The 25912-nt window shown below is 62.6% G+C and carries 19 protein-coding genes, 1 tRNA gene and 2 pseudogenes; 11 read left to right on the top strand and 11 right to left on the bottom strand.

The features are described 5' to 3' along the window. Positions 1-42 precede the first annotated feature (42 nt). From ACZXDY_RS30855 to ACZXDY_RS30845, 3 genes are read left to right on the top strand one after another with little or no spacing between them, the layout of a single operon-like run. A complete protein-coding gene (locus ACZXDY_RS30855; protein ID WP_464348105.1) occupies positions 43-1686 on the top strand; it encodes a DUF3300 domain-containing protein in 1644 nt (547 codons plus the stop codon). Between the two features lie 56 nt (positions 1687-1742). Beyond that, positions 1743-2618 carry a DUF2950 domain-containing protein gene (locus ACZXDY_RS30850; RefSeq protein WP_464348116.1) on the top strand — a complete coding sequence of 292 codons (876 nt, stop codon included), beginning with the start codon at positions 1743-1745 and terminating at the stop codon, positions 2616-2618. 18 nt (positions 2619-2636) lie between these two features. Continuing rightward, positions 2637-3071 (top strand): hypothetical protein, encoded by a 435-nt coding sequence (locus ACZXDY_RS30845; RefSeq protein WP_464348104.1) that lies wholly within the window; start codon positions 2637-2639, stop codon positions 3069-3071. Between the two features lie 236 nt (positions 3072-3307). On the opposite strand, the gene ACZXDY_RS30840 is transcribed toward ACZXDY_RS30845, so the two are convergent. Further along, positions 3308-3997 (bottom strand): methyltransferase domain-containing protein, encoded by a 690-nt coding sequence (locus ACZXDY_RS30840; RefSeq protein ID WP_464348103.1) that lies wholly within the window; start codon positions 3995-3997, stop codon positions 3308-3310. Positions 3998-4128: 131 nt separating this feature from the next. Next, positions 4129-4520, bottom strand: a pseudogene (locus ACZXDY_RS30835) (hypothetical protein); the annotation flags it as partial. Positions 4521-4582: 62 nt separating this feature from the next. On the opposite strand from ACZXDY_RS30835, the gene ACZXDY_RS30830 reads away from it, so the two are divergent. The 6 genes from ACZXDY_RS30830 to ACZXDY_RS30805 all read left to right on the top strand — a co-directional run bounded on the left by ACZXDY_RS30830 (position 4583) and on the right by ACZXDY_RS30805 (position 11504). After that, positions 4583-6037 (top strand): sensor histidine kinase, encoded by a 1455-nt coding sequence (locus ACZXDY_RS30830; RefSeq protein ID WP_464348102.1) that lies wholly within the window; start codon positions 4583-4585, stop codon positions 6035-6037. Beyond that, a complete protein-coding gene (locus ACZXDY_RS30825; protein WP_464348101.1) occupies positions 6022-7389 on the top strand; it encodes a sigma-54-dependent transcriptional regulator in 1368 nt (455 codons plus the stop codon). Before ACZXDY_RS30830 ends, ACZXDY_RS30825 begins: the two co-directional genes overlap by 16 nt. Before the next feature lie 117 nt (positions 7390-7506). After that, positions 7507-8214 carry a hypothetical protein gene (locus tag ACZXDY_RS30820; protein WP_464348115.1) on the top strand — a complete coding sequence of 236 codons (708 nt, stop codon included), beginning with the start codon at positions 7507-7509 and terminating at the stop codon, positions 8212-8214. Between the two features lie 45 nt (positions 8215-8259). Beyond that, positions 8260-8880 (top strand): hypothetical protein, encoded by a 621-nt coding sequence (locus ACZXDY_RS30815; protein WP_464348100.1) that lies wholly within the window; start codon positions 8260-8262, stop codon positions 8878-8880. Positions 8881-8934: 54 nt separating this feature from the next. Continuing rightward, the gene (locus ACZXDY_RS30810; protein WP_464348099.1) at positions 8935-10221 is read left to right on the top strand and encodes an MFS transporter; all 1287 of its coding nucleotides are present in this window, start codon (positions 8935-8937) and stop codon (positions 10219-10221) included. Positions 10222-10250: 29 nt separating this feature from the next. After that, positions 10251-11504, top strand: a complete 1254-nt coding sequence (locus tag ACZXDY_RS30805) for an arsenic transporter (RefSeq protein WP_464348098.1) — start codon at positions 10251-10253, stop codon at positions 11502-11504. Between the two features lie 90 nt (positions 11505-11594). Here the strand turns inward: ACZXDY_RS30805 and ACZXDY_RS30800 are convergent. Beyond that, positions 11595-11671: transfer RNA gene (locus tag ACZXDY_RS30800), tRNA-Arg, on the bottom strand. A 127-nt stretch (positions 11672-11798) separates the two neighbouring features. Between ACZXDY_RS30800 and ACZXDY_RS30795 the strand changes: the two genes are divergently transcribed. Further along, positions 11799-12878 (top strand): LLM class flavin-dependent oxidoreductase, encoded by a 1080-nt coding sequence (locus tag ACZXDY_RS30795; RefSeq protein WP_464348097.1) that lies wholly within the window; start codon positions 11799-11801, stop codon positions 12876-12878. A gap of 4 nt (positions 12879-12882) precedes the next feature. Here ACZXDY_RS30795 and ACZXDY_RS30790 read toward each other — a convergent pair whose 3' ends face one another. The 4 genes and pseudogenes from ACZXDY_RS30790 to ACZXDY_RS30775 form a co-directional block, all read right to left on the bottom strand. Then, positions 12883-13287, bottom strand: coding sequence for a YccF domain-containing protein (locus ACZXDY_RS30790; protein WP_028162454.1), 405 nt, complete (start codon positions 13285-13287; stop codon positions 12883-12885). Positions 13288-13390: 103 nt separating this feature from the next. Further along, positions 13391-16160 (bottom strand): annotated as a pseudogene (locus ACZXDY_RS30785) (bifunctional diguanylate cyclase/phosphodiesterase). A gap of 455 nt (positions 16161-16615) precedes the next feature. After that, positions 16616-18358 (bottom strand): putative bifunctional diguanylate cyclase/phosphodiesterase, encoded by a 1743-nt coding sequence (locus ACZXDY_RS30780; RefSeq protein WP_464348096.1) that lies wholly within the window; start codon positions 18356-18358, stop codon positions 16616-16618. 223 nt (positions 18359-18581) lie between these two features. Continuing rightward, a complete protein-coding gene (locus ACZXDY_RS30775) occupies positions 18582-19544 on the bottom strand; it encodes a sensor histidine kinase (protein WP_464348095.1) in 963 nt (320 codons plus the stop codon). Between the two features lie 195 nt (positions 19545-19739). Here ACZXDY_RS30775 and ACZXDY_RS30770 point away from each other — a divergent pair, with 195 nt between their 5' ends. Next, complete coding sequence (locus tag ACZXDY_RS30770) at positions 19740-20582, top strand: SDR family NAD(P)-dependent oxidoreductase (protein WP_464348094.1); 843 nt, start codon at positions 19740-19742, stop codon at positions 20580-20582. 823 nt (positions 20583-21405) lie between these two features. Here ACZXDY_RS30770 and ACZXDY_RS30765 read toward each other — a convergent pair. The 4 genes from ACZXDY_RS30765 to ACZXDY_RS30750 all read right to left on the bottom strand — a co-directional run bounded on the left by ACZXDY_RS30765 (position 21406) and on the right by ACZXDY_RS30750 (position 25630). After that, positions 21406-22278, bottom strand: coding sequence for an NmrA family NAD(P)-binding protein (locus tag ACZXDY_RS30765; protein ID WP_464348093.1), 873 nt, complete (start codon positions 22276-22278; stop codon positions 21406-21408). Between the two features lie 182 nt (positions 22279-22460). After that, positions 22461-23150, bottom strand: a complete 690-nt coding sequence (locus ACZXDY_RS30760; RefSeq protein ID WP_028162449.1) for an SDR family NAD(P)-dependent oxidoreductase — start codon at positions 23148-23150, stop codon at positions 22461-22463. Between the two features lie 110 nt (positions 23151-23260). Continuing rightward, positions 23261-24184, bottom strand: a complete 924-nt coding sequence (locus ACZXDY_RS30755) for a LysR family transcriptional regulator (protein ID WP_464348092.1) — start codon at positions 24182-24184, stop codon at positions 23261-23263. A 207-nt stretch (positions 24185-24391) separates the two neighbouring features. Further along, positions 24392-25630: an LLM class flavin-dependent oxidoreductase gene (locus ACZXDY_RS30750; RefSeq protein WP_464348091.1), complete on the bottom strand. Its 1239-nt coding sequence runs from the start codon at positions 25628-25630 to the stop codon at positions 24392-24394. Positions 25631-25912: the final 282 nt, after the last annotated feature.

Genomic DNA, 25912 nt, shown 5'->3' with positions numbered 1-25912 from the left:
CTGGACTGATGCTTGCGGCATGTGAGGCTCATGGAGGTTGTGATGTCTCGTTGCGGCAGGATCTTGCTCGCGCTCGCACTGTTTCTGTTGGCTCCCGTCGCGGCCTTTGCGCAGGCGACCAGTTCTCCGCCTGATCAGGGCGGTCAGCCGCAGGGGGCGTCACAGGCTGCGCCGAGCGAACAATTGTTGAAGCCTGAACAGCTCGAGGCGCTGGTCGCGCCGATTGCACTCTATCCCGACGACCTCCTGGCCAACGTGCTCGCGGCGTCGACCTATCCGCTGGAGATCGTGCAGGCCGACCGTTGGGTGACCTCGCACAAGAACCTGAAGGGCGATGCACTGAAGAACGAAGTCGACAAGCAGTCCTGGGACGACAGCGTGAAGGCATTGGTCAGCACCGCAGCGGTTCTTTCGATGATGAGCGACAAGATCGACTGGACCAAGAATGTCGGCGATGCCGTGCTCGCGCAGCAGCCAGATGTGATGGACGCGATCCAGCGGCTCCGCGCCAAGGCCCAGGCCAACAACAAGCTGGTGACGACCAAGCAGCAGAAGGTCAGCGTGCAGACCCAGGACAACAAGCAGGTGATCGTCATCGATTCGGCTGACCCAAATACGATGTACGTTCCCTATTACGATCCGGCCACCGTCTACGGCACCTGGCCATATGCGGACTATCCGCCCTATTACTTCGGCTACCCATCTTATATTGGTGCGGGCGTGATCGCGGCGGGCCTTGCCTTCGGTACCGCCTGGGCGATCGGCCGCTGGGGTAATTATTGGGGCGGCGGCTTCAATTGGGGCAACCGCAACCTCTACGTCAACCACTACAACAGGGTCACCAACGTCGGAAACAATTGGCAGCACAACCCGGCGCATCGACAAGGCGTCCGATACAACAACGCCAATGTTCAGCAGCGTTTCGGCAACAACAACCTGAAGGCAGGAAGTGCCAACCGGATGGATTTCCGCGGCCGCGGCGGCGAGCAGGTGCTGCGTCCCGGACAGGATCGACCCGGCAGCGGTGATCGCGTCGGAGATCGCGCTGGTGATCGCGCTGGTGATCGCGGCCGCGAGGGCGTCGCCTCTCGTGATCGTCCCGGCGGAGATCGCGCCAATCGCCCAGCCGCGGCCGATCGCGCCAAAGCAGGGGGCGCTCGTGCGGGGGCTGCTGACCGCGGTCGCAATGCGGCGCGTGGCGGCGGCCGCGACACCGCCTTCAAAAATGTGTCATCCGGCAGGGCTGCCAATCTGCAGGCCGCCCGAGGCCAGGCAAGCTTTGCCGGACGGGCGGGAGGCGCTGTTGCCTTAGCCGGCCGCGGGGGCGGTGGTTTCCAGGGCGCCGCGATTCGCGGGGGCGGTGGAGGTTTCCGTGGCGGAGGCGGCGGGGGCTTCCGTGGTGGCGGCGGACGGCGCTCCGATATCGCGCTGAAGCATGATGTCGTGCTGCTCGGCCACCTCGCCAACGGTCTTGGCTACTACCGCTTCAGCTATCTCGGCAGCAACAAGTCCTATGTCGGTGTGATGGCGCAGGAAGTGCAGGGCATCATGCCGGAAGCTGTCACGCGCGGTAGCGACGGCTATCTCAGGGTCTACTACGACAAGCTCGGATTGAAATTCCGGACCTACGGCGACTGGCTTGCCGCCGGCGCGCGGATTCCCACAGCATCGGAGCCAACACCATGACGATCGTTCAGTCGCTCCGGTTGGCCCGCCCCGCGGCCGCTGTCGCCACCGTTATCATGCTGGCATTCCCGATCACATCGGCTCACGCGCAACAGGCCTATCCTTCGCCGGAGGACGCCGCGGCCGCGCTGGCTGCCGCCGTCAAGACCGGCGAGAAGAGAGCCGTGCTGAAGGTTCTCGGCAAGGACGCCAAGGACATCATCGCATCAGGCGATGATGTCGCCGACGCCGAGACGCGTGAACGCTTCCTGTCCGCGTATGAAGCCAAGCATTCGATCAAGGCGGAAGGAAACAAGAAGGCAACGCTCATCCTGGGCGCGGATGACTTCCCGTTCCCGATCCCCCTGGTCAACAACAGGGATGGCTGGGAGTTTGATTCCGCCGCGGGTCGCCTCGAGATCCTGTATCGCCGCATCGGACGCAACGAACTCGATGCCATTCAAACCGCGCTCGCCTTTGTCGATGCCGAGAACGAATATGCCGACAAGGATCGCACCGGCGACGGGTCCGGAATCTACGCGCAACGGATTGTCAGCACTCCCGGCAAGAAGGATGGCCTGTTCTGGCGCGACGATCGCGACCAAAGTCCCCTCGGTGAGCTCGCGGCGCAGGCGGCAACGGAAGGCTATAAGGCTGGCGCGGAGGGCAGCGCGCCCTACCACGGCTACTACTTCCGAATCCTGAAAGGACAGGGACCCAATGCGCCCGGTGGAGCCGTGAATTATGTCGTCAAGGGCAAGATGATCGGCGGCTTCGGGCTGATCGCCTATCCCGCAGAGTATGGCAATTCAGGTGTCATGACCTTCATGGTCAACCACGCGGGCACCGTCTATCAGAAGGATCTCGGCGAACGCACGGCGGTCATCGCCAAGCGCACGTATCTGTTCGATCCGGACCAGACGTGGAAGAAGGTGGACGCGACGAATCCCTGAAAACGCGGAAACATTGCAATGGAGCCATCTGCAATTCGTCTTGCGGTCATCGCGCTGCTCGCCTTCGTATTTCCGGTAACGTCATCGCAAGCGCAAGCGCCGGGCTACGTGCGGGTCAATTTCGCGAAAGCGGGCCTGCTGGTCGGCGCCGGCGGCGGCACCGGCGTTCTGACATATCGCGGCCGCAACTATCCGTTCCGGGTCTCCGGCCTCAGCCTCGGCGTCACCGCCGGCGCATCCGTCAGCCGGCTGGAAGGTTGGGCATCCGGCATAGCTGACGTGAGCGACTTCGCCGGCACCTATAGCGCGGTCGGCGCCGGTGGTGCTCTGGTTGGCGGCGCCGGCGGCGTCAACTTGAGAAACGAGAACGGCGTCGTGCTCGTCTTGAAGGGACCGAAAGCGGGGATGGAGTTCGCCGCCAACCTCAGCGGGATCAGGATTTCGCTGAAGTGAGCTATGAGTATCGGGGAAGCGCGACAGTTATCCGCTCAAGCTAAGCTTCTTTGCCTATGACAATGAGCGGACATTCGTGCGGGAATGGTGCGCGAAGCGACTCACGCGCTTAGGAACGTCGGCTAGCGTTCGGAGCCTACGCCGGATAACAGTCAGGACCAGATCACCCGAAGGCGGCATCGGATCAACCGCGGTATCAGAGTCGCATATGGCGGTTAGTTTAGATTTAGTCTTATTCAGGCCGCGACATGTACCGACGTGCTGGTGTCATACGGCATTTTCAGGGGCCCCTCTTTTATCTTGCGGAGAACAAGATACAACGAGATGTTGTCCGGCCTGACCTCTGGTAACTTGCGCTTGAGCTTGCGATTCAGCCGCGACCAAAAATCCGTCCTGTATTCGGGCAGCTTGTTGGCCAGCGCTGGAAAGTAGGCTGTATAGTCGCGAACGATGCCATAAATGTCATTGCCTGCGACGGGACCCTGGTAGGCGAAATCGATCATCTCATATTCGTTATGGCCCGAAAGATCGAACAGGAAGCGCGGCGTGTAGCAGAAATAGCCGTGATCGACATAGCCGGACATCGGCAAATCGTGAACGATATAGCCGCCGACTTTGGTAGCGTCGTGGATCACTCGAAAGGCGTTGAGCTGGTCGAAGACATGTTCTGTAGTGCCGAAATTAAGCACCGTGTCGAACGAACTCATCAGATCGTCGGGAATTCTTTCCGTGTTTAGATCGAAGATCCTAGTGCGGTACCCGTTCGCAATGTCGAAAGAGAGATAGGTCAGGCCTGCCTTCTCAAGGACTTCGCCGATAAAGCTTTGGTTTGCTCCTCCGGCCGATCCATAGCCCGAGCCGTTCGATATCTGGTTGATGGACGCTTCCTCGGGGCTCACCCCGTAGCAGGCGAGGAAGGATCGCAATCCATCCCGGTCTGCTGAATACAGATTGGATGATCCGATATCGAGAACGCGACAGCCAGCCGCAAACAAGCCCCGCCCACGCAGTTCCTCTAGCTTCTGTAGCGTGATCCCTAACGGCGCCTCCCGACGGTCTAGCGTATACAACCAAACCGAGCAATTCTGTGGCGGCTCGGTAATATGACCCGCCTCCCCAGCGCAATGCGGATAACTTCAGCACCAGCTCCACGGGACGACGCGGCCGCTCTATCTTTCTTGTCGGGGCCGCGCAGCACGATCTTCAGAAGCATCATCCGGCAGCGGCCGTTGCAACGCCTTCGCCTTCTCCCATGGTGGGCGCAGCCACACGTTGCGCCCACGTCCGTCGTCAAGATCACCGGTGTCACCTTGGAGTGGATCGGCGCGACGATCGCGTTCGGCTCGGTGGTGAGGAAGCCGTAGACGAGGTGCGGCCCGGGATCGGCTTTGACTTTGCGCCGCGGTCACCTCTGAACTCGGTCCAGATCCCCGCGAAGGCCGTCAGCGGTCAATAGCGCTATCTTGAATTTCGTATAAGATCAGAGCTGTTTAACTGCGTGAGAACTTTCGATGCGATCTCTTTGGTCGCGACTGCTTGCACTCTGGATAATGCTGGTCTTGTCGGGAGTGGCGACTGGCTATCTTCTGTTCGAGTCCTTTCAGCAGACAGCCAACGCGCGTGTTGCGCGCTCTGAGGAATTGGTCGCGCGGGCCTGTCGAGAAATCGCCGACCGCTACCAATTCTTCGTCTCCGGTTGGACTGGAGGGCGGATCGACGATAGCCTAAAGCAAGACCTCACGACGCTGGTTCAGGTCGCTCTCTCCAGCGCTATCGGTGTCGAAGGCGGCATCTGGCAAGCTGATGCAGGCTCGCTCGCCTACGCCTTCCCTTCCTACGAGGGTACGGGTCCAAAGACTGATCTTCCCGCCGCTGAGCTGAACACAATCCGTGAAGTCAACGCCGAAGCCGTGCGTTCCGGTCGGCCGGCCGGCCGGCGGCAGCCGGCGCGTTCGCAGGTACTTCTGGTGCACGCTTGCCCGCTGCGCGGACCACTGCAAGGCACCACAGCCTGGACCATGACGCGCGCCTTCACCGCCGAGGGCCCGGCTTACACGCAGTTGCTGGCAGGGCTGCTTGTGCTCGCACTGACCATTTTCGGTTCGGCCATCTGGCTCGCGCGCGTGCTGTTCTCATGGTCGCGGAAGATCGGGGCGCTGGAGAAAGCGCTGGGCAAGAGCGACAGCGGGTCTGTCGACCTTCCAAAGCTTCCGCGCACCGGCGAGCAGGAGCTCGACCGGCTGGTCGATGCGCTGAACCAGACCGGCGAACGGCTCGCGCTGGAGCGGCGCCGCGCAAGTACGGCCGAGTGCCTTGCGGCCGTCGGGCGGTTATCGGCAGGACTTGCGCACGAGATACGCAATCCCATCGCGGCTATGCGACTTAAGGCGGAAAACGCGCTGGCTGCGAGCGATGACGCTCGCAAGAAGATCGCACTGGAAGCGATCCTCACGCAGGTCGCACGGTTGGATGCGCTGCTCCGCAATCTGCTGCAAATGACTCAGGCCGGCGAGCCCAAGCCGATAGATGTCGAACTTGTGTCTTTTCTAGAAAGTACAATCGAGCCCCACCAGGAATTGGCGGCTGCCAACGGCTTGTCCTTGGAGATGGGAACGCCCGAGCCGACCAGTCCGTTGCCTCGCTTTGACCCTTCCCAGATGCAGCGGGCGCTTGACAATCTGATTCTCAACGCCATCCAGAACACGCACGCTGGCGGGCGCATCGTCGTCGACGCTCTGATGCAACAGGATAAGTTGTTGCTGTCCGTGACCGATAGTGGTGCAGGGGTGAGCGAAGAGATGCGCGAGCGTCTGTTCGAGCCGTTCGCAACCGCGCGCTCCGAGGGAACCGGGCTTGGGCTTGCTATAGTACAGGAAATCGCGCGTGCTCATCATGGGGAAGCGCGGCTTGCGCGCACCGAGCGCGGCGCGAGGTTTGAGATCGAGGTGCCATGGCAAACGTCCTGATTGTCGATGACGACGCGGCCCTGCGCGAGGGTCTCGCGGAGGCATTGAGCGATCTCGGCCACACGCCGCAAACGGCCTCATCGGGGCGCGAAGGTCTCGCCGCGCTGTCCGAGACGGTGGACGCAGTGCTGCTCGATCTCAAGATGCCTGGCATGGATGGCATCGAGGTACTGCGCCGCATCCGCTCGCACGAGAGCCCACCAGCCGTGGTGGTGCTGACCGCCTTTGCGAGCGCCGAAAATACCATCGAAGCCATGCGGCTCGGTGCCTTCGACCATCTCACGAAGCCGATCGGACGCGATGAGCTGAAAGCTCTCTTGGAGCGGCTGCCGTCGCGGCGGCGGCCGGTCACCACTGCAAGCAAAGGCAGCCTCGATACCTTGATCGGATCGAGCGAGGGAATGCGGCGTGTGCAGAAGGCCATCGGGCTCGCTGCCGACAGCCAGTCGACGGTTCTCATCCTCGGCGAAACCGGAACTGGCAAAGAGCTGGTGGCGCGCGCATTGCATCTGCACAGCCAGCGCAAGGACAGCTCTTTCATAGCCGTCAACTGCGCCGCAATCCCTCCGGACTTGCTCGAAAGCGAATTGTTCGGGCATGTGAAGGGCTCGTTCACGGGCGCGACCAGCGACCGCACTGGCGCCTTCCGCGAGGCCAACAACGGCACGCTGTTTCTCGACGAGATCGGCGACATGCCGCTTGGGCTGCAAGCAAAGATCCTGCGAGTGCTGCAGGAGCGGATGATCACGCCGGTCGGCGGCAAGCCGATCCGGACCACGGCACGGGTCGTGACCGCAACCCACCGCGACTTGCCAACGCTTGTGGCGGCCGGCGAGTTTCGCGGAGACCTCTACTACCGCCTCAATGTCGTTCCCATCGCGATCCCGCCGCTACGCGACCGGCCATCCGATATCGTTCCGCTCGCCCAGCACTTCCTTTCCTTGTCGGTCTCTTCGGGACAACCGATGAAGCAGCTCAGTAGTGGCGCAATCGACAAGCTGACGCGCTACAACTGGCCCGGCAATGTCAGGCAACTGCGAAACGTCATCGAACGGGCTTGTGTGCTGACCAGAAGCCACACCATCGGCGCCGACGATATCGACACCGGCGCAGCGGAAGATCACCCAATTCCGACAGCGCTTCCGGAGAGTGATTTGCCGGCGGCGGTGGCGCAGCTCGAAGAAGCGATGATCCGCAAGGCACTGGACGCCTGCGGCGGCAACCGCGCCGAAGCGGCGCGGCGCCTCAACATTAACCGCCAGCTTCTCTACACGAAGATGCAGCGTTACGGCCTCACAGGCAGCGATGCGTCAGAAAATCCGACGCGCGCCGTCAGAAAAGACGACAACTGAACAACTTCACTTCCCGCTAACACCTTCACAAACAAGCACTTCGGCTTTGGCATGCCCACTGCTGAACCTTTCGCACTGGCGATTCGCTCGTCATTCGGAAGGAGCTCGATCATGAAGATGACAATGACACGAAGACGCGCACTTGCGTGCGCGGTCCTCGCCGCGACGTCCATCGGCACCGGTACTGATGCCTATTCGCAAGCCCCCGGCTCAGTTTGGGATTCGTCTCAACTGCCGGAATCGCTGGGCCGAGTGAAGCAATACACGTTGACGCCGCGGGGTGACGTTGACGGGATCATCCTTGCGGACGGCACGGAAGTGAAGTTGCCGCCACATCTCTCCACCCAGGTCGTCTATACGATCCGGCCAGGCGATGAGGTTTCGATTCGCGGCATTCGCGCCCGGGCGATTCCGCTCGTTGATGCGGCTTCCGTCACCAATGTCGCAACGGGCAGGAGCGTGGCCGACAATGGACTACCGCGCGGCCCCGATCGCGGCGGCATGCAGCAGGCCATCAGCGGCCGGATCGTCGCGGCGCTGCACGGCAAGCGCGGCGAGGTGAATGGCGCGCTGCTCGACGACGGCACCCAGCTTCGACTGCCCCCGCCAGAGGCCGAGCGATTTGCGGACTGGCTGCTGCCCGGGCAGATGGTTTCCGTGCGCGGGGAGATGCTCGACATCGCACTCGGTAGGGTGGTCGATGTGCAGGCGATCGGCGCTTCACCTGGCCAGATGACCGAATTTGACAGACCGCGTCCGCCGCGCGACCCCAAGGGCGGCCCCGATCGCTTCGGTCCGCCTCCGCCACCCCCGCCGCGCGGTTGACCCCCAACAACGAATTTCTGAAGCACCAGACGAGAGGAGAACAACATGCACTGGATCGATCCCGATTGCCTGCCGGAAGTCAAAGGAACCGTCGAACGCTTCCTGCTCAACCCCCACGGCGAGATCGACGGCTTCGTCATGAATGGCGAGACGCAGGTGCCTGTCCTGGTTCATACGCCGCCGCACATGGAGGCCGAACTCACTCGCCAAGTGAAAGCTGGCGACATGGTCGGCGTTCGCGGCGTCCGGCCGCGCAAGGGCGATCTCATCGCGGCGATCGCGGTTACCCTCACGAGCGGGGCAAGTATCGTGGACCAAGGACCGGACCACGATCACAAACATCCGAAGCTCGAGAAAAGGAAGATGTTGGCCGAAGGAACGGTGCGGCTGCCGTTGTTCGGCCCGAAGGGCGAACTCCGCGGCGCGCTGCTCGCCGACGGCACCACCATCCGTGTCGGACCGAAGGAGGCTGAACAGGTTGCCGAGCTTCTTGCGCCCGCCGCAAAGATCGCCGTTAGAGGCGAGGGCGTCGAAACCAAACACGGCCGCGTCGTGGATGCGAAGGAGATCGGCACCAACAGCCATGATCTTCGTCCGATCAAGGAGGCCAAGCCGAGGCCCAAGCACGAGGCAAAGCCCAAGCACGATCGCGCCACACACGCCTGAAGCGGATCGTGTTGAAAGGAATTGGCGGAATCACGTCAAGGGTCGAGGCCGAACATGTCTAGCGATTCAAAATCAGGACAACGTGCCAACCGCGCCCTTGATGCCGCCAATTTCTTCCTGGCCGATGTGCGCGACGGGCTCGGTCCCTATCTCGCCGTCTATCTCCTGACCGAACAAAAATGGGACGAAGCCAGCATCGGCGTGGTGATGTCGATCGCTGGTTTTGCCGGCCTCGTTGCGCAGACCCCGGCCGGCGTGCTGGTCGATGCGACAAGGGCAAAGCGCTTAATGATGGTGTGTGCAGCGCTGATTGTCACCTGCGCCTCGCTGATTCTGCCTCTCTGCGCAGGCTTCTGGCCGGTTGTTCTGTCGCAGAGCATCGCGCACGCGGCAGGCGTGATCTTTCCGCCGACGATAGCGGCCGTTTCCCTCGGCGTCGCGGGCCATCGCGCCTTCACGGCCCGCGTCGGCCGCAATGAAGGTTTCAATCACGCCGGTAACGCAGCGGCCGCGACTGTTGCGGGCGGCGCGGCCTACTTTTTCGGGCCTCAGGTCGTATTCTATGTGCTTGGCGTGATGACGATCGCAAGCCTAATTAGTGTGCTGGCGCTCCCAGAAGATGCGATCGACCATGACCTCGCGCGTGGGCTGCAGAAACATGGAAGAAATCCAGACGGCGTCCGCGAGCAGCCGGCAGGCCTTAGCATTCTCCTGACGTGCCGCCCGCTTCTGGTCTTTGCGGTTTGCGTAACGCTCTTTCATCTCTCGAATGCAGCGATGCTGCCGCTCGTCGGGCAAAAGCTCGCGCTTCAGGACAAGAATCTCGGCACCAGCATGATGTCGGCGTGCATCGTCGCGGCCCAAATAATGATGGTGCCAATGGCGATGCTTGTTGCGGCGCGGGCCGACCGATGGGGCCACAAAAGCTTCTTCCTCGCTGCGCTTCTAATACTGCCCCTTCGCGGAGCGCTTTATACCCTTTCCGACAACAGGAACTGGCTCCTTGCCGTACAGCTGCTGGATGGGATTGGGGCAGGTATTCTCGGCGCGATCTTTCCCGTGATCGTCGCCGACCTCATGCGAAACACTGGACGTTTCAACGTCGCGCAAGGCGCGATTATCACCGCGCAAAGCGTCGGAGCGGCACTCTCTACCACACTCGCAGGCTTTGTCGTTGTGAAGGTAGGCTACAGCGCGGCCTTCCTCACGCTCGGCGCGGTTGCGGGCGTTGGTTTTGCGGTTTGCTGGTTTGCGCTCCCGGAGACGCGCGTGCATTCGGGTTCGGATTTGGGACAAACGGCGAAAACGATCCCACCGACCTCCAGTATCGCGGCGGGATGATTTTCGGCCTTCTTTTGGAGACGAGGGCGATGTCGCCGCACGAATCGCTTCTGACTTGGAGCATCATTATCCCGGCAACCGCCGGCGTTATCATCAGGCCCTTTCGCCTGCCCGAGGCGGTCTGGGCGATGGCGGGCGCGGTCGCGCTGGTGCTTTGCAACCTCCTGACCGCAAGCGAAGCGCTGCGCGGTATCGCCAAGGGCCTCGATGTATATTTCTTCCTGACCGGCATGATGCTCATCGCGGAGCTCGCTCGTTGTGAAGGCCTGTTCGACTACCTCGCCGCTTTTGCGGTCGAACATGCGCGCGGCTCGCCGCAGCTGCTGTTTCTTCTGGTTTATGCCGTCGGCATTCTCGTCACCAGCTTCCTCTCCAATGACGCCACGGCCATCGTATTGACGCCAGCTGTCTACGCCGCGACCCGCGCCGCCGGCGCAAATCCGCTGCCCTATCTGTTCGCATGCGCCTTCATTGCCAACGCCGCGAGCTTCGTGCTGCCGATCTCCAATCCCGCCAATCTTGTTGTGTTCGGCGAACGCATGCCGCATCTATTTGAATGGCTGCGCCAGTTCGCGCTGCCTTCGGTTGCCGCAATTGTCGTGACCTATGTCGTGCTGTGCCTCAGCCAGCGCCACGCGCTCGCTGAAGGGACCATCGCGAGCCGCGTGCCACATCCCAGGCTCGGCCGCGGCGGCAGGCTCACCGCAATCGGCATCGCCGCGATCGGCGTCGTACTCCTGACGGCTTCGGCACTCGACGTGCAATTGGGATTGCCGACCTTCATTTGCGGTCTCGTCACGGCTACGGCAGTGCTCGCGCTCAGCCGCCAGTCGCCCCGGCGGGTGATGAAAGGCATTTCCTGGAGCGTGCTGCCATTGGTCGCGGGACTGTTCGTGATGGTGGAAGCGCTGCTGAAGAGCGGCGCGATTGACCATCTCAATGCGCTTCTGCAGGCCGGAATCGAGAGATCGCCGACTGAGGCCGCCTGGAGCGCCGGAATCGTCGCCTCGATCGCCGACAACATCGCCAATAACCTTCCCGTAGGCCTCGTTGCGGGCTCGGTCGCAGCCAAGGACCACCTCCCGGCGCAGGTTTTGAGCGCCATGCTGATCGGCGTCGATCTCGGGCCCAATCTCTCGGTGACTGGATCGCTCGCAACGATCCTGTGGCTGGTGGCGTTGCGGCGGGAAAAGGTCGACGTCAGTGCCTGGCGCTTCCTGAAAATTGGTGTGCTGGTGACGCCGCCCGCATTGCTCGCGGCGCTCGCGGCCGCGATCTGGTGAGGATCTCATCCAGATCGCTTACTCGCTCGAACGAGACAAATCTGGATCGTTCGGTTCTGGCGCGCTATCGCGCTGTAAAATGGGGATAAATGGCGCACCCGACACGATTCGAACGTGTGACCTTTGCCTTCGGAGGGCAACGCTCTATCCAGCTGAGCTACGGGTGCCTGACGGTTCATTTAGCCGATTGGTCCCCCATCGGCAACGGTCTTGAGAGCGATTGTCTGGCGAGATGCAGGCTGTAAACTGCCGGTAGAACCGCGCGAAAAGCGCCATCTGCTTGGGGAGATCGTCATGCGTCCGCTCGAATTTGGCTGGTATTTGCCGACGCATGGCGACACCACCGCCTATGGGCTGATGGAAGCCCAGGTGGCGGGCTCGCCGGAACTCTGCGAGCGGGTGGTGCAGGCCGCCGAAGCGGCGGGCTTTGAATATTTGCTGATCCCGGTTGGCTCGGTGTGCTGGGAGGCCTGGATCACGGGAGCCTTCATGGCGGCGCGGTCGTCGAAGATCAAGCCGCTGATCGCAGCGCGTCCCGGCTACATCAATCCGGTGCTGCTTGCCAAGATGATCTCGACCTTCGACCAGATGTCAGGCGGGCGCATCTGCATCAACCTGATCGCGGGCCAGAACGAGAGCGAGGTCGAAGCCGAGGGTATCAGTTACGCCAAGGAAGAGCGCTACGCGCTGATGGACGAGGAGGTCTCGATCCTGAAGGAGCTGTGGACCACGCGCGGGCCGGTGCATTTCAATGGCAGGTTCCACTCGCTGTCGGGCGCGCATATCCGGCCGCGGCCGCTGCAGCAGCCGTTTCCGAAATTCTATCTCGGCGGCGGCTCGCGGCAGGCATGGGAATTATCGGCGAAACATTCCGATGTGCATCTGTTCTGGGGCGATCTGCCGGAACGCATCGCGCAGAACATCGCCGAGATCAGGGCGCTGGCGCGCAGCCACGGCCGCGAGCAGGAGATTGGTTTCGGTATGCGGCTGCAGGTGATCTGCCGCGAGAACGAAGCGGACGCGTGGGAGGCGGCCGACCGCCTGGTGCGTCATGCCACCGAACGTCAGAAACAGGAGATGAAGACGCTCTACAACAATTCAGCGGCCAATCAACGGGTGCAGCAGCTTGCGCGCGAGCATGGCGATCTCCTGTTGCCGCATCTGTGGACCGGCATCACCAAGGTCCGGCCCGGCGCCGGCATTGCCGTGGTCGGCAATCCCCTCCAATGCGCCGACATGCTGCAGCAATTCATCGATGCCGGCTGCCATTCCTTCTGCCTGTCCGGCTATCTGCATGACGAAGAGGCCGAGCGTTTCGGGCGGCTGATCCGACCGATCCTTGCCCAGAACAATCGCGGCCGCTTGGCTGCGTAACGGATCAAGCGGGTACGATCGTCTTGCCGATCGGCCACAGCGCGATGCCGGCAAGCTTGAGGTGCGCCCAGGCGAAGGGCAAGCCGATGATGGTGACCGCCCAGATGATCGCCGTGACGAGGTGACCGAGCGCAAGCCACCAGCCCGCGAGCACGAACCAGATCAGGTTGCCGATCAGCCCGAGCGGGCCGGTCCCGACGTCGCTCACACCGGTGATTTCGTCGCGGCGCGCGGCCCGCGAACCGAACGGCAACAGGGTATAGACAGCGATATTGAAGGCCGCGCGCGCCCAGGGCAGGCCGATGATCGTGATCGCCATGATGATCGCGGCGACAAGCCAGCCAAACGCCATCCACGCGCCGCCGATCAGGATCCAGAGCACATTGAGGAGGATGGAAAGAGGGGACATGGGTTCACTCGCCATTGCCCTATGGCCAGATTGCCTCGTGGTCGGGCTCGCACCCCATATTTGTACGCCATCGCCGTCGCGCAAGATAGCCGCCCGATCGACTCTAGGCCAAAACCCGCGCCGCCATCTGGTCCATGCCGAGCAATCGCCTGATCTCCGAGGCCGGCTTCGGTGCGCTGAACAGGAAGCCTTGCATCTGCGTGCAGCCCAGCTCGCGCAATAGTTTTCGCTGCTGCTCGGTTTCGACGCCTTCGGCCGCGGTGGTCATGTTGCGCGACGCAGCGATATTCACCACCGCCTGCACGATGGTTGAGGAACCGTCGACCTCGATGTCGCTGACGAAGCATCGGTCGATCTTGATCTTGTCGAACGGAAACCGCTTCAGATAGCTTAAGGAGGAATAGCCGGTGCCGAAATCGTCCAGCGCGATGCGCACGCCGATGGCGCGGAGCTGGTGCAGGATCGCGAGCGCGGCTTCATCGTCCCTGATCAGCACCGCCTCCGTGATCTCGATCTCCAGCCGACCGGGCGCGAGGCCGGAGGCGGTGAGCGCGCCCGTGATCCGCAACGCCAGTGTTTCGCATTTGAGCTGGACCGGCGAGACGTTGACGGCGAGCCGAATGTGGGATGGCCAGGCGGCCGCTTCCGTGCAGGCCGTGCGTAGCACCCAGTCGCCGAGCTCGTTGATCAGTCCGGTGTCTTCGGCCACCGGAATGAACTCGGCAGGAGAGATCAAGCCGCGCTCCGGATGACGCCAGCGCAACAGCGCCTCGCAGCCCGCGACCTGATTGGTCCTCAAGTCCAAGAGCGGCTGGTAGTGGATTTCGAAACCGCCTTCCACCATGCTTGCCGCAGGTCCTGCTCCATGGCGAGGCGGGCCTGGGCGCTTTCATCCATTGCCGGCTCGAAGAAGCGATGGGTCCGGCGCCCGCCGGCTTTGGCGGCATACATCGCCAGATCCGCGTGCTTGATGAGCTGGTCGAGCTCCGTGCCGTCCTGCGGCGCCAGCGCGATGCCAATGCTGGCGTCGGTGGAAAGATGATGCCCGAGGCAATCGCAAGGTTGCCGGATCGCGCCATGGATCCGCGTCACGAATTCCGCGACATCAGGCGTTGCATCAACTGCGGTCTGGATCACCGCGAATTCGTCGCCGCCGAGCCGGGCGATCAGGTCGCCGGGTTTGAGGCAGGCCTTGATCCGTGCGGCCACCGTCTTCAGCAATTCGTCGCCGACGTGATGGCCGAGCGAGTCGTTGATGGCCTTGAACTCGTCGATATCGATGTAAAGCAATGCGAACCGTTCTCCGCGCATTGCCCTTTCGAGCTCGCGTGCGATCTGCGCACGGAACAGCACGCGGTTCGGCAGATCGGTCAGCGCATCGTAATGCGCAAGATAGGTGATCCTTTCGTTCGCGAGCTTGCGTTCGGTCACGTCCTCGACGACGTTGATGATATAGCGCGTCGCGCCGGCCTGATCGCGGATGCCGATGCGTTTCGAGGTGATGTAGCGTTCGCCCTTGGCCTGGGTCTTCCAGAGGTGTTCGTCCCTGTAGAAGCCGTCGGTGGATCCCAGCAACCTTTCGTCGTCCGAGGTGATTATTCGCGCGGAGGCGGCCGGAAAGACATCGAATGCGGTCCTGCCGAAGATCAGCTCGCGCGAAATGCCGAACTGCTCCTCGGCAACTCGGTTGACCAGGAGATAGCGCCGGTCCTGCGCATCCTTGACGGTGATCTGCGAGGGGATGTGGTCGATGATCTCGCGCAGGAACGCGAAGTTCCGGTCGCGCTCCTGCTCGAGCCTGCAGCGCTCGGTGATGTCCTCCACGGTGGTGATCCACCCGCCGTGCTTGAGCGGCGTGCTGATGGCCGAAAACCAGCGGCCGTCCGCGCAACCGATCAGTCGGCGATCAACCTGACCTTGGGCGATATTGTCCATGACCGAGGTGCAGAATGCGTCGACATCGCCGTCGAACAATCCCTTCGCCTGGCGGTGGCGCATCAGGTCGCGGAAATGGCATCCCGGCTTCGCGACGTCGGTCGAGAGCTGGAACATGTCCAGATAGCGCCGGTTGAAGGCGACGATGCGCCCAGTGGCGTCGTACTGCACCAGCCCTTGGATCATGTTGTTAAGCGCCGTATCGAGCCGCTGCCGCTCCGCCTTCAGCCGTTGCCGCGCCTGGCGGTTTTGCTTGTTGATCTCGCGGATGATCTGGAACAGCACCCCTGCGACCACCAGGGCGGCGAGCGCCGCGGCGACGACCAGGAATTTGGTCTGGGCACGCCAATCGCGAGCGCCGCGTCGATGGAATTGGTTGCGATCACGACCGCGGGGAAATGGCCGAGCCGCGCCGCCGAGCCCAGCCGCTTCATTCCATCGACCGGGCTTTCGATGCGCAGGGTATGCTGGCCTCCCTTCGCCAGCACCTCTCGCATCAGTGGGGCGGAAGCGAAATTCCGTCCGATCATCTCATCGATGCGCGGATGACGAGCGAGCAAGGTCCCGTCGGCGTGAAACAGGGCGATGGTGGCGCTCTCGCCTGGAGCGACGGAAGCAAAGAACTTCTCATAGTTCGCGGGATCGATGCGCCGCGTCATGATCCCGAGAAAGATTTCGTTGTGCCCGGTCAAGCGGTGGGCGATCACGGTATTGAGTTTGCCGTTGCGATAGCTGCGGACCGCTTCGGCGAGAACGGTTTCCGTGGTCGGATTGGACTTGAAGCTCTTGAAGTAGGCCCGCTCGGATATGTCGAGCTTCGGCACCGGCAGCGGTCCGGACCAGATGATGATGTGCACGTCGGTGTCGAACAGCGAGACGTCGCCGAGATAGGACAGGCCCTTCGATCTCAGCACATGGTGCACTTCGACGGTCGACATCCGTTCTTTGAACGCTTCGGGCGAGGCAAGCTCCGGAATCCGCAATTGTGAGATCAGGTCGGAAGCGATCGTCGCGGAGTCTTCGAACTGCTGGTCGAAGTGGCGCGTCAGCATCAGCACGGTGTTTTCCAGTTCGCGCTCGCTGTTGTGCAGGGCGCGCTCACGGAATTGGCCGACCATCAGGATGGTGCCGGCAAAGATCGCGGTCACCAGCAATCCGCCGCAGAGCGTCAGCCACAGCACCGGGCCGCGGATCGTCGCGGCGAAATGGCGGCGGAATACCTTCGCGCGAAGGATGATTCTATGGATGTGCTTTGAAGGATTGCGCCTTCCCGAATTCCCGGGAGGCAGGGATAGAACGGAAAATTGTCACAAGCGGTTAGGAAATCCGGTTACTCAACGCTTAATTGGGATCTTGCAGTATTTCCTCGCAATGGTTGTAGGGGCGCCACTCCTCAGCGCCGATACCTGCTTGTCCGGGTGTAAGCGGGACGCGCCTCCTCCATCGCCCGGCTCGCCAGGTGGGCCCGCGCTTCGCTCGTCAGCGGCATCGACGGCTTGAGGTCGTCCAGGAAGATCGGTCTCGAGAAATAGTAACCCTGGGCGTAGCGGATCTTGGTCGCGGCCTGCAGGTAGGCCAGTTCCTCGTAGGATTCGATGCCTTCCGCGATCACGGTCATGCCGAGCGCCTCGCTCAAGGACTCGATCGCCCGCAGGATGCCCTGGCTGCGCGGGCGCTTATGGATGTCGGTGATGAATGAGCGGTCGATCTTGATCTCGTCGGCGGTGATGTCGGCGAGCGCCGACAGCGACGAATAGCCGATGCCGAAATCATCGATCGAGATCCCGACGCCGATCCGGCGCAGTATCGGCAGGATCTCCTCCTGGAAATGCGACTTGGTGACGAAGGCGTCTTCCGTCACCTCGATCATGAAGCGCTTCGGGTATCCCGTCTCCTCGAGCGCGCGGGCGAACGGGCGCATGAATTCGGGATTGGCGGCCTGCTTGGCCGCGACGTTGATGCTGATGGAAGCGTCGGGACCAAAGGTGTTGTTGATCAGGTCGATCGATCTCACGATCTCCGCCAGCACCAGATGGGTCAGTTCGTCGATCAGCCCGAGCTCGACGGCGAGGTTGACGAAAGTGCCGGGCGCCTGGATCACGCCCTCATTGTCGCGCAGCCGCACCAGCGCCTCGATGCCCCTGACCTCCTGCGTCCTGAGATCGACCTTGGCCTGGAAGGCGCAACAGAAGCGCTTCTCCAGGATCGCGAGCCGCAGCGACTGCTCGATCTTCATCCGCGCCATGGCCTCGACTTCCATGCTGGCGTCGAAGAAGGCCGCGGCACCCTTGCCGCCGTGCTTGACCCGATACATCGCGATGTCGGCGTTCTGGCGCAGCTCGTCGTAGCTTCGGCCATGCTCGGGATAAAGGCTCACGCCGATCGAGGTGGAGGCAAAGATCTCCGACTGGTCGATGAAGAACGGCGCCTTCAACCGCTGCAACATGAATTCGATGTAGTCGGCGACCTCCTGCTCGGTCTGGATCGGATTGAGCAGCAGCAGGAATTCGTCGCCGGAGATGCGCGACAGAATGTCGGTTTCGCGCAAGGACAGGCTGAGCCGCCGGGTCATCTCGACCAGCAGCGCGTCGCCGATGGCGTGGCCGTAATAGTCGTTGATGTGCTTGAAATTGTCGATGTCGAGGAAGGCGAGCGCGAAATGGCCATCTGCATCGTCACGGCGCAACAGGCTGTTGACGCGGTGCTCGATCACGCGGCGCGTCGGCAGGCCGGTCAGTTCGTCATAATAGGCGGAGCGGAATAGCTGATCCTCGAACGCCTTCTGCTCGGTGATGTCTGCGGAGGTCGACAGCAGGAGACTGCGGTCGGCGATCCGCACCGGCCGATGCGCGGTGAGGAACACCTGCCTGGTCGCGCCGGAAGCAACCGCTTCCTCCAGCACGGCGGAGCGGCCGTTGCGTAGCAATTCGAGACAGGTCTCGCGGCGTTCGTCGAGTTGCGAGGCCATTGCATCGCTTGCCAATTGGAAGCGCGCCGCGGCGGCATCGTTAACGACCAGGAAGTCGCCGTGCTCGTCCTGGACCGTGACGCCCGCAGGCAACAACCTGACGACATCGCGCAGAATCCGCAATTCGGAATGGAGTTCGCTCTCATTCGTGACCGCCGCCGTGGCCATCTGAAAGTCGTGCTTTGTGGGACTGTGCATGCGCGCGAACTTGGCAAAGTCCCTTGTAGTTTTGGTTAAGTGGAACTGAGAAAAACCGCGACATCTGTGTCGATAGGAGATTTCAACAGGCGCTGCCTCAATCGTCATTAACAGAGCGTCAACCCGATCATCGAGTGCTTGCGGCTGTGTTTCGTTTCACCTTCGCTTCGGCGCGGAGCGCGAAAAAGCGCGCTCAAGCCGTGGGAATCCGGCACTGCATGGTGCAGTGAATACCGGTCTTGAGATAGCTGACGTCGGTCTTGCCGTCGAATGGCCTCAGCGCCGATTTCAAAAGCCTGGTGCCGAAACCCGGCTCGCCGATCTTCTCTACGGCCGGGCCCTCGGTCTCGTCCCAGGTGATGGTGAGGCGATCGTCGGATACCGACCATGATACCTGCAGGAAGCCGCGCGCGGAGGAAAACGCGCCATACTTGCCGGCGTTGGTGGCGAGTTCATGAAAGATCAAGGCCAGGCTCACCGCCAGCTTCGCCGGCAGGAACAGGCGATCGCCGTTCAGGCTGAACCGGACGTGGCCGTAGGGACCAAGTTCGGAGATCAGGAGGTCCTGGATATCGCATCCGTTGCCGTCAACCTTCGCGATCAAATCGTCGGTCGCCGACAGCGCGCGGATGCGATGATCGATGCGGCTCCAGATCTGCGGCTGGTCCTGCAGCGCCTGGTGCAGCACGGCGTGAATGGTGGAGGACTTGTTCTTCAGCCGGTGCTGCAATTCGTCGAACACGAGCTTGCGGTAGTCCTGCTCGCCGATCAGGCGTTTGGCGATCCGCTGCTGCTCGGCGACGATCGAGCGGTAGTGCTCGACGCCCCAGATCGTCAGGCCGCAGACCACCCAGAACATCAAAAGCAACGCGATCCGCGTCGGATCGGTGACCGTGCTGCCGAAATTGAGGGCGAGGCCGAGCAGGCCGCCTGCGAGCGCGGTCAGGATTCCGATGCGCAAGCCGCCGAACGCGCCGGCGAAGAACACCGCCGGAAAGTATGGCGTAAAGAATACGTCGGGGCGGAGCTGGGACAGGCCCCACCGGACCGTCGTCGCCAGCGCCAGACAGGTGATCGCAAAGCCGATGCCGAGCGCGAGCGATGGCGGGGCGTCCCCGCGCCAGCCGCACCTGAACTCGTCGATCAATCTCTTCATGGCTTTGTCACTTCAGGTGATCAGCGAATCCAAAATAAGGCCGAACCGACGGGTAAGCTGCGATTTGTGGCCGGCAGAGGGCCGCAGGCCACAGCCGGCGGCGTTGTGCACCGAACAGTCCGCTTGCCTTGTTCCGCCTGTGGCAGGAATATCCCAGTTCATGGAATTCGATCGACAACTTAAGAGGGTAATGACATGGGACGGTTGGACGGCAAGGTCGCGGTGATCACGGGCGCCACGAGCGGCATCGGCCTGCGCACGGCAGAGGTTTTCGTCGCCGAGGGGGCGAAGGTCGTTATCGCCGGGCGGCGCGTCGCCGAAGGCGAAGCCTTGGCCAAGGCGCTTGGCGCCAACTGCATCTTCCGCCAGACCGACGTCACCGTGGAAGAGCAGATGAAGGCGCTGATCGCGTTGACGCTGGAAAAATTCGGTAAGGTCGACTGCCTCTTCAACAATGCCGGCGGCCCGGCGCAGACCGGCGGCATCGAGGGATTGGAGGTCGACCGTTTCGATGCCGCTATGGCGACGCTGGTGCGCAGCGTCATGCTCGGCATGAAGCATGTCGCGCCGTACATGAAGAAGCAGGGCTCCGGCAGCATCATCAACAACGGCAGCATCGCCGGACGGCTTGCCGGCTTTTCGTCCTCGGTGGTCTATGGCGCGGCAAAGGCCGCGGTGATCCATCTGACCAAATGCGTGGCGATGGAACTCGGCGAGTCCGGCATCCGCGTCAACTCGATCTCGCCCGGCGCGATCGCGACCGGCATCTTCGGCAAGGCGTTGGGATTGTCGACTGACGCCGCGGAGAAGACGCCGGCCGTGATGCGCGAGGTCTACAAGACCGCGCAGCCGATCCCGCGCGCCGGCCTGCCCGATGACATCGCGCACGCCGCCGTGTTCCTCGCCAGCGACGAATCCTCCTTCATCAACGGCCACGACCTCGTCATCGACGGCGCCATCACCGGCGGCCGCAACTGGACCCAGCAGCAGCAGGGCTACGTCGCGCTCCGCAAGGCGTTTGATCAGGGCGGGGGATAGATCTAGCGCCGGTGTCGTCCCCGCGAAGGCGGGGACCCATAACCACAGGAAGTTGTTGTGGCGCGAGCAAGCGGTTGCAGAGGTGTAGGGTGGGCAAACGCGCATGAGCGCCGTGCCCACCATCAGCACTCCGCTCGTGATGGTGGGCACGCTTCGCTTTGCCCACCCGACGGCGTCGTCGTGACTTATGATTCAAATTTCAAACAGCGTGAGGATGTGAGGTCGCGTTCTCGCGACGCGTTGCGCCCGAGGTTTGCTTCACTTTCCACCCTCTCAATCAGCAGAGGGCGCAGGGAAAGCCGGGTGCCGGTTGCACCCATGGGTCCCGTGCAACAAAAAGCACGGGGGTAGGACCACAGGTTCAACCGAAGCATTCCGGCTTTCCCTGCGCGATGGTGTTACGGCTTACTTCGTACTCTCCCCGGTGACCGGGCTTTCTTGCCACCGTCATCTCGTGCGAATTTATTCGCAGGAAACTTAGCGCCAGCGTCGGGGCGCCAGGACCACACGACTTCGCCGTCCGCGTTGCATGCGCTCGTCAGTCGCACGCATCGCGTCCACCGCATCTCACCGCAACGTTCGTGACGATCGCGACCCGCCCCTCATTCGCGTGAGACGCGCGGAGTCATAGTGCTGATTTGCCCGACGGGTTAAGCGATTTATTTTTCGCGAGAGGGATGGACACATTTCCACTGATTTGCCCGTCGGGTTGATTTGTCGCACCCATTGTGTCCACATCGTCGTTGCGAGCGCAGCGAAGCAATCCACAGCAACCACCTGCGGAAGCATGGATTGCTTCGCTGCGCTCGCAATGACGGGCAGCTCATGCCGAAGTATTGCCCTTCACGAGCGCGGCGATCACGGAGTCGATCGACACCGCGCCTTTGCGGGCATTGGCGCCTTTGTCCGCAAAGTCGATCCAACCCTCGTTGAAGCCGTCGATCATCTGCATTCTCGGCAGCGGATTGCGCATGCCCTGCTCGCGAAAGATCGTTTCCCATTGGTCGCGCGGCACTGCCTCGGCCCGAACCGGCTTGCCGAGCGCCTTTGAGAACGCCGCTGCGATGGCCGCGGGGCTGACGCGCTCGGCGGCCTCGAGTTCGACGATGCGGGTGTCGCTCCACTGCTGCTGCAAGAGATCGGCGATGGTGTTGCCGATGTCAGCGGTGGCGATCATCGGCACCGCGCGATCGAGCGGTTGCAGATAGCTTGTGATGACGCCGCGATCCCGGGCTGAGGCGAGATCGAATGCCGCGTTCTCCATGAACCAGGCGGCGCGAAGGAAAGCCACCGGCATGGCGATCGTCGAGAGCGCGCGCTCGAGCAGGCCGAGTTGGCTGAGCAGGTTCGGGCGCTGCGCATCGGCGCCGATCGTCGAGAGCGCCACCACGCGTTTCGGCGCGCCGCGTGTCAGCGCCGCGCGCAACGTAGCGATCATCGCTTTAGCTTCGCGCCAATCAGGCGAGGGATCGAACAGCGGCGGCAGCATCACAAACGCGGCTTCCGCGCCCTCGAAGGCGCGGCCCAGCGCATTGGCATCGCCGAGATCGGCGATCGCGATCTCGCATCCCTGTGCGGCCCAGCTCTCGCCCTTGGCGCGATCCCGCACGATGACGCGCGGCCGCTTGCCTTCCGCGAGCAGCGCGCGGGCTGTGGCGCCGCCGACCTTTCCCGTGACTCCCATGAGCGTGTACATGTCTCTCTCCTTTGGCCTGATATGATCGCCGCCGATTGTGCGACCCGTAGCCCGGGTGAAGCGAAGCGCAACCCGGGATGGTTGTTATGCGGCGGCACGGTTACCCGGGTAACGCGGAGCCTGTCATCGGGCGCGCGTTCGCGCGACCCGTTGGCTTCACCCGGGCTGCGGGTAGAAATCGGCTACCAGGGCAGGCTGTCGCCGTGCCGGCTCATGAACTTCAGGCCGGGTTTGCCGGCGCGGGCCTCAACCGCGGTCACGACAGCCGGGATGCTCTCCTCGATCGAGAGTATTGCTTGGCTGCCACCCATTTCGGTCCGCACCCATCCCGGCGCGATCAAGAGCATCGCTCGCGGGTCACCGGGATGCCGCTGGCTGAAGCATTTCATCAGCATGTTGAGCGCGGCCTTGCTTGCGCTGTAGAGCTCCCAGAAACCACGATTGGCGGCGATGCTGCCGAGCTCGGATGACATCACCGCAATGATGCCACGCGGCGGCACCTGGTCCTCGAAGGTTTCGACCACGCGCATCGGCGACAGTGCGTTGGTCACCATCATCGCGACGAAGTCGTTGACATCAGCATCGATCGGCGTGTTCTCACGCGCGAGGCAAATGCCGGCATTGACCAGCAAGGTGTCGATGATGCGATTCCCGAGGCGCTGCTTCAGCGCCTTGACGGAGGCCGGCTCGGTGGTGTCGACAGTCTCGATCTCGAGGCTTACAGGAAAGCGCGCGGCAAGATCATCCAGCGCTTTCGACGGGGCGCGCACGGTGGCGGTCACCTGGTAGTCGCGGCCGCAATATTCCTCGGCGAGCGCAAGACCAAGCCCGCGCGAGGCGCCGATGATGAGAGCGGTTTTCCTGGTTGCCATTGAGAGCGATCCTTTCCGAGATCGTTTGATCTGCTGGATGGACTCTCTCACTCAGGTACTGATGATCCCAGTGCGGATATGTCATGTGACTGGTGATCGATGGTCATCAATTACTCCGCACGCGAACGGGCTGCGCCCTGTGCCGCCTTGAGCGCGAAGTCGATGAAGGCGCGGACTTTCGCCGGCGGGTGGTGTCGCGAGGGATGCAGCGCGTAGAGCGGGAAGGTCTCGCCCGGCCAGTCCGGAAACAATTCGATCAGCCGGCCCGAGTCCAAGAGCGGCTGCACGCCGATGGCCAGCAGTTGTGCGATCCCTGTGCCGGCGATGCATTCGTTGATCATGGTGCCGACGTCGGTCAGCACCAACGCACTCGAGGTCTTCACCGGCAGAACTTTCTTGCCCGCATGAAATTCCCATTCGAAGAGCTGTCCGGACAGCGGGTCGATGAACTGGATGCAGGGATGATGCTGCAGTTCGCCAGGATGCTTGGGACGGCCGTGCTTCCTGAGGTAGCCGGGCGAGGCGACGGTCAGCACGCGCGTCTCCAGCAATTTGCGCGCGATCAGCGGGCCGGCGGGAGGTTCGCCGAAGCGCATCGCAACGTCGATGCCATCGGCGACGAGATCGCCGACATGCTCGCGCGTGATCAATTCCAGCTTCAGCTCCGGATGCTGGCGCAAGAAGCCGCCGATATGGCCAGAGAGGATCATGCGCGAGAAATAGGGATCGATGTCGACGCGCAGCCGGCCGCGGACCACGCCTGATGATCCCGACGCGGTGCTCGCGGCGTCCTCGATCCCGGCCAGCAGCGGCGCCACTTGTTCATAGAAGCGGCGGCCTTCGTCGGTCAGCGCCACCGAGCGCGTGGTGCGGTCGAACAGCCGCACGCCGACGCGCGCTTCGAGTCGCGCAACCGCCCGGCTGACGCCGGAGGCGGTGATGCCGAGCGTATCGGCGGCGCGGGCAAAGCTTTTGGTCTGCACCACCGCCGCCAGCACGCTGATTCCCGCCAACAGGCGGCCGTCGAAGGGCATTGCTTCACCATGACTGTGTGTCAGTAATGATGGAGCGGGAGTGTCGTTGGATCAATAGCGCTGGCGGTTGCGCTCCCTCTCCCGCTTGCGGGAGGGCCGGGGTGAGGGTGTCTCCGCGATTGACATTCTTTGAGTGGAGAAAGCCCTCGCCCGCTCCGCCTTTGGCGCAGCGACCTCTCCCGCGAGCGGGAGAGGTGGACCGAACCCTCACGCTTTGCGTTTGGCGGCTTCCTGCAGATCAGGCGCGTTGACGGTGGGGATCGCGACACGGCCGGGGCCGGTATGCGCGAGCGCAGCGGCGGCCTTGTCGTTCTCCATGATCTTGGCCATCACGGCCTGGCCGGCGCGTTCGAAGATCGCGCGGTTCTCGATCACGAATTTCTGCGACTTGCGCAAGGGCTCGATAAAGCCGTTGATCTCGGGGATCACATAGCGCGCCACCATGTCCCAGCTTCGCCTTGTGTTTTCCGGATTGGCCCAGTCATGGGCGAAGCCGACGATGGTGCCGACGCCGCCGGAGACCTGCACCAGGTTCTTGATCATCTTCACGAGATCGTCAGGCGTGCCGATGGTGGAGGCCGCACCCTCGACAAAAGCAGTCTTGTCGACGGCCTCGTCCGGTGAGGAGAATGCGGTCAGCCCGGGCCGCATCAAAGTGCCGACATTATATTCGTTGTGCCAGCGCATCAGCCCGGCGCCGGCCTCGCGCCGCGCCTGCTCGCGGGTCTCGGCGATGTGCCAGGACAGCAGCACCCGCCAGTTCGACCGGCTCACGGTGGTGCTGGCCTTCTTGGCGGCGTCCTCGGCGAATTGCCATTGCTGCGGCAGCGCCATCAGGCCCTGGGTCGACATCGAGCCTAGCGAGATGATGCCGATGCCGTATTTGCCGGCGAGCGTCATGCCGGAGGGTGAGATCTGCGAGGCCACCACGAACGGCATGTCTTCCTGCAGGGGCAAGATCTGCAGCGCGGCATCGTTCATCACGAACCAGTCGCTCTTTGCGGTGACGCGCTCGCCGTTGAACAGGCGGCGGATGATTGCGATCGCCTCGTCCTGCCGGTCGCGCTGAGTCATCGGGTCGATGCCGAGCGTGTGCGCGTCGGAAGCGAGCGCGCCGGGGCCGGAGCCGAAAATGGCGCGGCCGCCGGTCATGTAGTCGAGCTGCACCATGCGCTGGGCGACGTTGAACGGATGGTGATAGGGCAGCGAGATCACGCCGGTGCCGAGCTTGATCCGCTTGGTGCGCTCGCCGGCGGCGGCCAGAAACATCTCCGGCGAAGCGATCATCTCCCAGCCCGAGGAGTGGTGCTCGCCGCACCAGAACTCGTCATAGCCGAGCTCGTCGAGCTGCTGGACGAAATCGAGGTCGCGGCGGAATTGCAGCAGCGGATGCTCGCCGATCGGATGATGCGGGGCGAGGAAGGCTCCGAATTTCAGGCGCGCCATTGGGTGTTTTCTCCAGGATTATTGTTGTCGTTAGTTGCGCCAACCCTACGGGCAGGGCAGGTGCGACGCAATGCTCCGAGCCCGCCGGGCCTGCATGGTTGTTGAGCAGGCGGCGCGGTATGCCGCCGCCCGGAATTTTAGGCACGCGATCGTAGGGTGGGCAAAGGAGCGCAGCGACGTGCCCACCATCAAGCATTCCGCCCGCAATGGTGGGCACGCTTCGCTTTGCCCACCCTACGAGACTGTGAATCTTTTTATATCGGGCGCGTGGCAGCTGTGATT

The sequence above is a fragment of the Bradyrhizobium sp. LeoB3 genome, assembly GCF_055456055.1.
Note: the sequence above shows the minus strand (reverse complement) of the source record. Positions and strands in the feature narration are given on the sequence as shown.

What these genes read in the sequence shown, in the direction of transcription:
- ACZXDY_RS30855 (WP_464348105.1), top strand. Translation starts at nt 43, where the DNA reads ATGTCTCGTTGCGGCAGGATCTTGCTCGCGCTCGCACTGTTTCTGTTG.
- ACZXDY_RS30850 (WP_464348116.1), top strand. Translation starts at nt 1,743, where the DNA reads ATGCTGGCATTCCCGATCACATCGGCTCACGCGCAACAGGCCTATCCT.
- ACZXDY_RS30845 (WP_464348104.1), top strand. Translation starts at nt 2,637, where the DNA reads ATGGAGCCATCTGCAATTCGTCTTGCGGTCATCGCGCTGCTCGCCTTC.
- ACZXDY_RS30755 (WP_464348092.1), bottom strand. Translation starts at nt 24,184, where the DNA reads ATGCCCTTCGACGGCCGCCTGTTGGCGGGAATCAGCGTGCTGGCGGCG.
- ACZXDY_RS30795 (WP_464348097.1), top strand. Translation starts at nt 11,799, where the DNA reads ATGCGTCCGCTCGAATTTGGCTGGTATTTGCCGACGCATGGCGACACC.
- ACZXDY_RS30790 (WP_028162454.1), bottom strand. Translation starts at nt 13,287, where the DNA reads ATGTCCCCTCTTTCCATCCTCCTCAATGTGCTCTGGATCCTGATCGGC.
- ACZXDY_RS30810 (WP_464348099.1), top strand. Translation starts at nt 8,935, where the DNA reads ATGTCTAGCGATTCAAAATCAGGACAACGTGCCAACCGCGCCCTTGAT.
- ACZXDY_RS30815 (WP_464348100.1), top strand. Translation starts at nt 8,260, where the DNA reads ATGCACTGGATCGATCCCGATTGCCTGCCGGAAGTCAAAGGAACCGTC.
- ACZXDY_RS30765 (WP_464348093.1), bottom strand. Translation starts at nt 22,278, where the DNA reads ATGTACACGCTCATGGGAGTCACGGGAAAGGTCGGCGGCGCCACAGCC.
- ACZXDY_RS30780 (WP_464348096.1), bottom strand. Translation starts at nt 18,358, where the DNA reads ATGGCCACGGCGGCGGTCACGAATGAGAGCGAACTCCATTCCGAATTG.
- ACZXDY_RS30820 (WP_464348115.1), top strand. Translation starts at nt 7,507, where the DNA reads ATGACAATGACACGAAGACGCGCACTTGCGTGCGCGGTCCTCGCCGCG.
- ACZXDY_RS30770 (WP_464348094.1), top strand. Translation starts at nt 19,740, where the DNA reads ATGGGACGGTTGGACGGCAAGGTCGCGGTGATCACGGGCGCCACGAGC.
- ACZXDY_RS30760 (WP_028162449.1), bottom strand. Translation starts at nt 23,150, where the DNA reads ATGGCAACCAGGAAAACCGCTCTCATCATCGGCGCCTCGCGCGGGCTT.
- ACZXDY_RS30750 (WP_464348091.1), bottom strand. Translation starts at nt 25,630, where the DNA reads ATGGCGCGCCTGAAATTCGGAGCCTTCCTCGCCCCGCATCATCCGATC.
- ACZXDY_RS30830 (WP_464348102.1), top strand. Translation starts at nt 4,583, where the DNA reads ATGCGATCTCTTTGGTCGCGACTGCTTGCACTCTGGATAATGCTGGTC.
- ACZXDY_RS30825 (WP_464348101.1), top strand. Translation starts at nt 6,022, where the DNA reads ATGGCAAACGTCCTGATTGTCGATGACGACGCGGCCCTGCGCGAGGGT.
- ACZXDY_RS30805 (WP_464348098.1), top strand. Translation starts at nt 10,251, where the DNA reads ATGTCGCCGCACGAATCGCTTCTGACTTGGAGCATCATTATCCCGGCA.
- ACZXDY_RS30775 (WP_464348095.1), bottom strand. Translation starts at nt 19,544, where the DNA reads ATGAAGAGATTGATCGACGAGTTCAGGTGCGGCTGGCGCGGGGACGCC.